The sequence below is a fragment of the Herbaspirillum sp. B65 genome (genome assembly GCF_000333555.1).
Lineage (GTDB): Bacteria > Pseudomonadota > Gammaproteobacteria > Burkholderiales > Burkholderiaceae_D > Herbaspirillum > Herbaspirillum rubrisubalbicans.
This window is the reverse complement of the sequence record NZ_BADI01000178.1, coordinates 1-6,551: the sequence shown is the minus strand read 5'-3', so window position 1 is coordinate 6,551 and position 6,551 is coordinate 1. Positions and strand designations below refer to the sequence as shown.

The 6,551-nt window shown below is 64.6% G+C and carries 9 protein-coding genes; all 9 read right to left on the bottom strand.

Translation table 11 applies throughout. The features are described from left to right. On the bottom strand, positions 1 to 368 hold a 368-nt coding region (locus I5W_RS04525), incomplete at its 3' end, for an ATP-binding cassette domain-containing protein (protein WP_044528348.1). Positions 369 to 381: 13 nt separating this feature from the next. Continuing rightward, positions 382 to 1,281 carry a sulfate ABC transporter permease subunit CysW gene (gene cysW, locus I5W_RS04520; RefSeq protein WP_044528347.1) on the bottom strand — a complete coding sequence of 300 codons (900 nt, stop codon included), beginning with the start codon at positions 1,279 to 1,281 and terminating at the stop codon, positions 382 to 384. A 1-nt stretch (position 1,282) separates the two neighbouring features. After that, a complete protein-coding gene (cysT, locus tag I5W_RS04515; RefSeq protein WP_017454236.1) occupies positions 1,283 to 2,170 on the bottom strand; it encodes a sulfate ABC transporter permease subunit CysT in 888 nt (295 codons plus the stop codon). 172 nt (positions 2,171 to 2,342) lie between these two features. Next, positions 2,343 to 2,924: an RBBP9/YdeN family alpha/beta hydrolase gene (locus I5W_RS04510; RefSeq protein ID WP_044528346.1), complete on the bottom strand. Its 582-nt coding sequence runs from the start codon at positions 2,922 to 2,924 to the stop codon at positions 2,343 to 2,345. Between the two features lie 39 nt (positions 2,925 to 2,963). Next, positions 2,964 to 3,806 (bottom strand): EAL domain-containing protein, encoded by an 843-nt coding sequence (locus I5W_RS04505; protein WP_044528345.1) that lies wholly within the window; start codon positions 3,804 to 3,806, stop codon positions 2,964 to 2,966. A gap of 63 nt (positions 3,807 to 3,869) precedes the next feature. Next, positions 3,870 to 4,085 carry a TOBE domain-containing protein gene (locus tag I5W_RS04500; RefSeq protein WP_006464491.1) on the bottom strand — a complete coding sequence of 72 codons (216 nt, stop codon included), beginning with the start codon at positions 4,083 to 4,085 and terminating at the stop codon, positions 3,870 to 3,872. A 106-nt stretch (positions 4,086 to 4,191) separates the two neighbouring features. Continuing rightward, on the bottom strand, positions 4,192 to 5,025 hold the full coding sequence (locus tag I5W_RS04495; RefSeq protein WP_044528344.1) for an ATP-binding cassette domain-containing protein: 834 nt from the start codon (positions 5,023 to 5,025) through the stop codon (positions 4,192 to 4,194). A gap of 29 nt (positions 5,026 to 5,054) precedes the next feature. Beyond that, on the bottom strand, positions 5,055 to 5,900 hold the full coding sequence (ssuC, locus tag I5W_RS04490) for an aliphatic sulfonate ABC transporter permease SsuC (protein WP_044528343.1): 846 nt from the start codon (positions 5,898 to 5,900) through the stop codon (positions 5,055 to 5,057). 7 nt (positions 5,901 to 5,907) lie between these two features. Beyond that, positions 5,908 to 6,551, bottom strand: a 644-nt coding sequence (locus I5W_RS04485) for an LLM class flavin-dependent oxidoreductase (RefSeq protein WP_044528342.1), incomplete at its 5' end; no start/stop codon positions are given.

Genomic DNA, 6,551 nt, shown 5'->3' with positions numbered 1-6,551 from the left:
CAGTTCCGCAACGTCTTGACCTTCTCGCGGATGAGCGCTTCGGAAGGACGCTGGCTGCGCGGCTTCACGCGCAGGCCGAAGGCGATGTTCTCGAACACGGTCATGTGCTTGAACAACGCATAGTGCTGGAACACGAAACCGACCTGGCGCTCGCGCACGTGGCGCGCCGAGGCATCTTCGCCATCGAGCAGCACCTGGCCCGAATCAGGCGACTCCAGTCCGGCGATGATGCGCAACAGCGTGGTCTTGCCGCAGCCGGACGGTCCCAGCAAGGCCGTCAGTTCGCCGGCAGGAAAATTCAAGGACACATCGTTGAGGGCGGTAAAACTGCCGAAACGCTTTTGAATGTGATGGACTTCGATGCTCATGCTGACTCACTCCTTAGACTTGCTCGCTGGCGCTGTGCTGCTGGTGCAGCCGCCATTCGATGACACTCTTGATGGCCAGCGTGACCAGGGCCAGGAAGGCCAGCAGCGAAGCCACGGCAAAGGCGCCGGTGATGTTGAATTCGTTGTAGAGGATTTCCACCTGCAAGGGGACGGTATTGGTCTCGCCGCGAATGTGGCCAGAGACCACCGACACCGCGCCAAACTCGCCCATGGCGCGGGCGTTGCACAGGATCACGCCATACAGCAGGCCCCACTTGATGTTGGGGAGCGTCACATGCCAGAAGGTGCGCCAGCCGGACGCGCCCAGCACCAGCGCGGCTTCTTCTTCCTCGCTGCCCTGCGACTGCATCAGCGGGATCAGCTCGCGCGCCACGAACGGGAAGGTCACGAAGATGGTGGCCAGCACGATGCCCGGCACGGCAAACAGGATCTTGATGTCATGCTCGCGCAGCCAGGGACCGAGATAACCTTGCAGGCCGAACAGCAGCACGTAGATCAGGCCCGAGATCACCGGCGAGACCGAGAACGGCAGGTCGATCAGGGTCAGCAGCAGGTTCTTGCCACGGAACTCGAACTTGGCAATGGCCCAGGCCGCAGCCACGCCAAAGACCAGGTTCAACGGCACGGCGATGGCGGCGGTGAGGACGGTCAGCTTGATGGCCGACCAGGCATCGTCCTCGGTGATGGAGGCGACATAGACATCCCAGCCCTTGCGCAGCGCTTCGTAGAACACCGACACCAGCGGCACGAACAGGAACAGCGTCAGGAACACCAGCGCGATGCCGATCAGGAGCGCACGCATCCACCATGGTTCGGTGGTGGCGGCGGGCGTCAGCGGTGGTTCGCCACGGGCAATCGTCTGGCGGGCCGCGGAAATGGGTGCAGCACTCATCTCAGGTCCTTTCCGACTGGCCGCGCTTGCGGGTCCAGGCTTGCAGCAGGTTGATGGTCAACAGCAGGATGAAGGACACCACCAGCATCACCATGGCAATGGCCGTGGCGCCGGCATAGTCGTATTGCTCCAGCTTGGTGACGATGAACAACGGGGTGATTTCGGAAACCATCGGCATGTTGCCGGCGATGAAGACCACCGAGCCGTATTCGCCGGAAGCACGGGCGAAGGCCAACGCAAACCCGGTCAGCAATGCCGGCATGATGGTGGGGAAGATCACCCGCACAAACGTCTGCCAGCGGCTCGCGCCCAGGCTGGCGGCGGCTTCTTCCAGTTCGCGCTCGGCCTCTTCCAGCACCGGTTGCACGGTGCGCACCACGAACGGCAAGCCGATGAAGGTCAGCGCCACCAGCACGCCCAGGGGCGTAAAGGCGACCTTGATGCCGAACGGCACCAGCAGCTTGCCCAGCCAGCCATTCTGCGAATACAGCGTGGTGAGGGCGATACCGGCCACCGCGGTGGGCAGGGCAAACGGCAGATCGACCAGGGCATCGATGATGCGCTTGCCGGGGAAGCGGTAACGCACCAGCACCCAGGCCACGATGCCGCCGAAGATGACGTTGAGGAAGGCCGCGATCAGCGAGGCGCCAAAGCTCAGGCGATAGGACGCCATCACCCGCGGCGAGGTCACGGCCTCGACGAAGCCGGCCCAGGTCAGGGTAAACGTCTTGAGAAACAGCGCCGACAGCGGGATCAGCACGATCAGCGCCAGGTAGAAAATGGTGAAGCCCAGCGACAACCGGAAGCCGGGCAGCACACGCCGACCGGTCGCGCCGGCACGGACCGGCGCGGCGCGGGGCGCAGCTAGGGAAACAGGGGATGCGGACATTGTCGTTCTCTTTTTATTTATTACAAATGCGACTATAGGTGAGCGATATTCGCACCCGATAGTTATAAAGAGAACGAAACTTTTTGCATGTCCTTAGAAGAAAAGCGCATAAAGCCCGGCCAAAAACCGACTTTATGCGCTCAAGAAAAATGAAATGGTGAAGAGAAAAGCCTCAGGCAATGCGTTCCAGCAAACCCAGCAGCCATTGCTGGCCCTCGGTCCAGTCACCCAGGCCGGATTCCGAATTGATATGACCGCGCGCGCCGATGGAACGGAACTGCGCGCCCCAGGCCTCGGCCCAGTGACGGGCGCGTTCGGCGCTCATCCAGGGGTCGTTGTCGCTGCCGATGACCAGTGCCGGATAAGGCAGGCGGTGCCGCACCGCCGCGCTCAGGCTGAACTTGACCGGATCGGCCGGCGCCACCAGCAAGGCCGCCACGATGGGATGGGCCGAGCCGGAGGCGGCTTGCAGGGCCGCGGTGCGATGCACCGTGGTCAGGCAACCGAAGCTGTGCGCCACGATCACCGTGGGCCGGCCATCGCGCGCCAGCACTTCATCCAGGCGCGCCGACCAGCGCGGCAGATCAGGGGTTTCCCAGTCATCCTGGCGCACCCGTTCGAAGGCGGGATAGAGCCGTTGCCAGCGCGATTGCCAATGTTCCGGGCCACTATCGGACAAACCCGGCGCCACCAGCACGCGAAAGTCGGACAGTCGGGCCGGGGTGGCCGAGGACGAGGGGGTGGACAGGCTCATGCTGGACTCGCGGCAGGAAATGGAAAGAGGGAGTATGCCTCAGGCGGCGTCCTTTAGGCCGGTCAGAATTTCCGGCAGGCGCGCACCGGGCACGTCCCACAGATAACCCTGGGCCAGGGTGGACTGGGCCAGTGCCTGACAGTACCAGGCCAGTTTGTCGAACACTTCCTGGTTTTCGACCCGCTTGAAGAAGATGCGCACGCCCTGCTCGGCCGCCCGCAGCAACAGCAAGGCCACGCTGTCGGGGTCGGCCAGTTCACGCGCATCGACCTTGATCAGGTCGGGCTTGACCTTGTCCAGCAGGCCCAACGCTTCCAGCGGACTATTGGCCGTCACCCCTAGGCGGAAACCGTTGCGACGGTAATTGTCCAGCACGTAATTGAGCAGCCAGCGCTGGTTGGGCGTGACCACCGGCAGTTGCAGCACGATGCGCTCGTGCGGCAACTCCAGCGCGGCCAGGATGCGGCGATAGGCCACGCCGTGATTGTTGTTGACCGCCGCCAGCAGGCGCGCGTGCACCGACAGGTGCAATTCCGGCGCATCCTCGCCGACCTGGCGATAGTAATTAATGGCGTGCAACATGCGGCACAGCCGGTCCAGCTCCACCGATTCATCGTCGCTGGCAGCCTGGTCCAGCAGCTTCCACAGATGCAGGCCGTCATCGACGGCCGAATGACTGCGGGCGAAAGCCTCGCAGGCGACGATGTGACCATCGTCGAAGCTGCGCACCGGCTGGAAGGCCGAGGTCAGCGACGTATTGAAGAAACGCCCTGCGGCACGCCCCTGCTCGTCCAGCCAGACCTTGGAAGAGGAAGCGGACGCGGCGCCTGTGTGTTGCGCATCAAGGCGCTCCAGATAAGCCTTCAGTGCCTGATATGCCATCGGGCCTGCTCCTGAAAAAAAGACGCCGCCCCTAACTGGGGTCCAGCCTGGGCGGCCTGATGATCACAGCTTGGCGATCGAGACTTCGGTGGCCTTGACCAGAGCCACCACTTCGCTGCCGATGGTCAGGCCCAGGTCCTTCACGGAACGGGTGGTGATGACCGAGGTCACGATGCCGGCCGGGGTTTCCACGTCCACTTCGGACACCACCGAACCTTCGATGATGGCCTTGACCTTGCCCTTGAACTGGTTACGCACGTTGATTGCTTGAATGGTCATGCTCTGCTCCTTGATGAAACGACGGCGGCACCTGCCGCGCCGTAGGGTTGAAATGGGGTACCACGAAGATTCTGAAAATCAGCTCAAAGCTTCATATCGCTACAGCTCACACCGCCCACTGCACCTGCTGTACGCCACGCGGCGTGAAGATAGCTTCAGATGGCTCGCTAACCGCCTCGCTACCGGGGTGTCGCAGCACGCGCGCCAGGATGGCTTCTTCCAGTGCGGCGAACTGGGCCTGACCGCGGGAACGCGGGCGCGCCAGGGCGATGCGCTGGTCCAGCGCCACCTGACCGTCTTCGATCAGCAGCACGCGGTCGGCCAGGGCGATGGCTTCCTGCACATCGTGCGTGACCAGCAAGGCAGTGAAGCCGCGTTCGCGCCAGAGCGATTCGATCAGGGTCTGCATCTCGATGCGGGTGAGCGCATCGAGCGCGCCCAGCGGTTCGTCCAGCAACAGCAATTGCGGGTCGTGCACCAGGGCCCGGGCCAGCGCCACGCGTTGCCGCTGGCCACCCGAGAGCACCGCCGGCCATTCGCCGGCGCGCTGCTCCAGACCGACCTGGCGCAAGGCATTGACAGCTTGTGGCGCGGCTTGCCGGGGCAGGCCCAGGGCGACGTTGGCCTGCACCCGCTTCCAGGGCAACAGGCGCGCGTCCTGGAACATGATGCGGATTTCCGGCTCGCCCGCCCCCTCGTGTTCATAGATCAGTTCGCCGCCGCTGGCCGCATCCAGTTGCGCCACCAGGCGCAGCAGGGTGCTCTTGCCGCAGCCGCTGCGACCGACGATGGCGACGAATTCGCCGGGTGCGATGTCCAGATCGATGTCGTGCAACACGGTGCGGCCGCTGAAGGCCTTGGACACGGCGCGTAGCCGCAGCCCTACGCCACGGCCGGCGGCGCGGCCCAGTTCACGGTGTTCTTGTGTGTCATTGCGCATGGTGGTCCCTGATGCAGTCTCGTTGCGTGTCATTGATAGCCCGGATGCCAGCGCAGCCAGAAGCGTTCCAGGGCCCGTGCCGCGGTATCGGCCAGCTTGCCCAGCAAGGCGTAGAGCAGGATGCCCACCAGCACCACGTCGGTCTGCAGGAATTCGCGGGCATTCATGGTCATGTAGCCGATGCCGGCCTGGGCCGAAATGGTCTCGGCCACGATCAGCAGCACCCACACCAGCCCCAGCGCAAAGCGCAGGCCCACCAGGATGGAAGGCAAGGCGCCCGGCAGGATCACGTCGCGATACAGCGGCCAGCCCGACAGGCCGTAGCTCTTGGCCATCTCGATCAAACCCTGGTCCACCGAGCGGATGCCGTGGAAGGTGTTGAGATAGACCGGGAAAAACACCCCCACCGAGACCAGGAACAGCTTGGCCGTCTCATCGATGCCGAACCACAGGATCACCAGCGGAATCAAGGCCAGCGCTGGAATGTTGCGCACCATCTGCAAGGTGGTATCGAGCAGCAGTTCGGCCCAGCGCAGGCTGCCCGAAAGCAGCCCCAGGATCAGACCCAGCCCGGCGCCGACCGCAAAGCCGGCCGCGGCGCGACCGCTGGAGACCGCCAGGTGGTGCCACAGTTCGCCGCTGGCCGAGAGCTGCCAGGCGGCCTTCAACACCGCGAACGGTTCCGGCAGGATGCGGCTGGACAGCCAGCCGGCCTGGGCGGCGATTTCCCACCACACCAGCAAGAGCAGCGGCAGGATCCAGCCGATCCAGGCGTCGCGCTGCGGGCGCGATTTCTTGGCGGCGGCCTTGGGCTGGGCCGATGGCTGCGCGGCGGTGGCAGCGCCCGGCAGTACGGTATCGGAGGCACTCGTCATGCTGACCTCAGCTGGCCGACACGCGCACCGGCGCGGCCTTGGGCAGTTCGGTATTGCCGACGATCTCGCCGAAGGGACCGGTCAGGTTGTGACCGGTCAAGGCTGCGCGCTGGGCACGCGGCAACAGCGGGAACACCAGTTCGGCGAAACGATACGATTCTTCCAGATGCGGATAACCGGACAGGATGAAGGTATCGATGCCCAGGTCCGCATATTCCTTGATGCGCGCGGCCACTGTGGGACCATCACCCACCAGGGCGGTACCAGCCCCGCCGCGCACCAGGCCCACGCCGGCCCACAGGTTGGGGCTCACTTCCAGCTTGTCGCGGCGGCCGCCGTGCAGGGCCGCCATGCGGCGCTGCCCTTCCGAATCCATGCGGGCAAAGTTGGCCTGGGCCTTGGCAATGGTCTCGTCATCCAGGCGGCTGATGAGTTCATCGGCGGCGCGCCAGGCGGCTTCATTGGTGTCGCGCACGATCACGTGCAAACGGATGCCGAAGCGCAGCGTGCGCCCTGCCTTGGCGGCGCGCTCGCGCACGCGGGCAATCTTCTCGGCCACGGCCGCCGGCGGCTCGCCCCAGGTCAGGTAGACATCGACCTGCTCGGCGGCCAGGTCGATGGCCTCGTCCGAGGAGCCGCCGAAGTACAGCG

What these genes read in the sequence shown, in the direction of transcription:
- I5W_RS04500 (WP_006464491.1), bottom strand. Translation starts at nt 4,085, where the DNA reads ATGACCATTCAAGCAATCAACGTGCGTAACCAGTTCAAGGGCAAGGTC.
- cysT (WP_017454236.1), bottom strand. Translation starts at nt 2,170, where the DNA reads ATGTCCGCATCCCCTGTTTCCCTAGCTGCGCCCCGCGCCGCGCCGGTC.
- I5W_RS04505 (WP_044528345.1), bottom strand. Translation starts at nt 3,806, where the DNA reads ATGGCATATCAGGCACTGAAGGCTTATCTGGAGCGCCTTGATGCGCAA.
- cysW (WP_044528347.1), bottom strand. Translation starts at nt 1,281, where the DNA reads ATGAGTGCTGCACCCATTTCCGCGGCCCGCCAGACGATTGCCCGTGGC.
- I5W_RS04510 (WP_044528346.1), bottom strand. Translation starts at nt 2,924, where the DNA reads ATGAGCCTGTCCACCCCCTCGTCCTCGGCCACCCCGGCCCGACTGTCC.
- ssuC (WP_044528343.1), bottom strand. Translation starts at nt 5,900, where the DNA reads ATGACGAGTGCCTCCGATACCGTACTGCCGGGCGCTGCCACCGCCGCG.
- I5W_RS04495 (WP_044528344.1), bottom strand. Translation starts at nt 5,025, where the DNA reads ATGCGCAATGACACACAAGAACACCGTGAACTGGGCCGCGCCGCCGGC.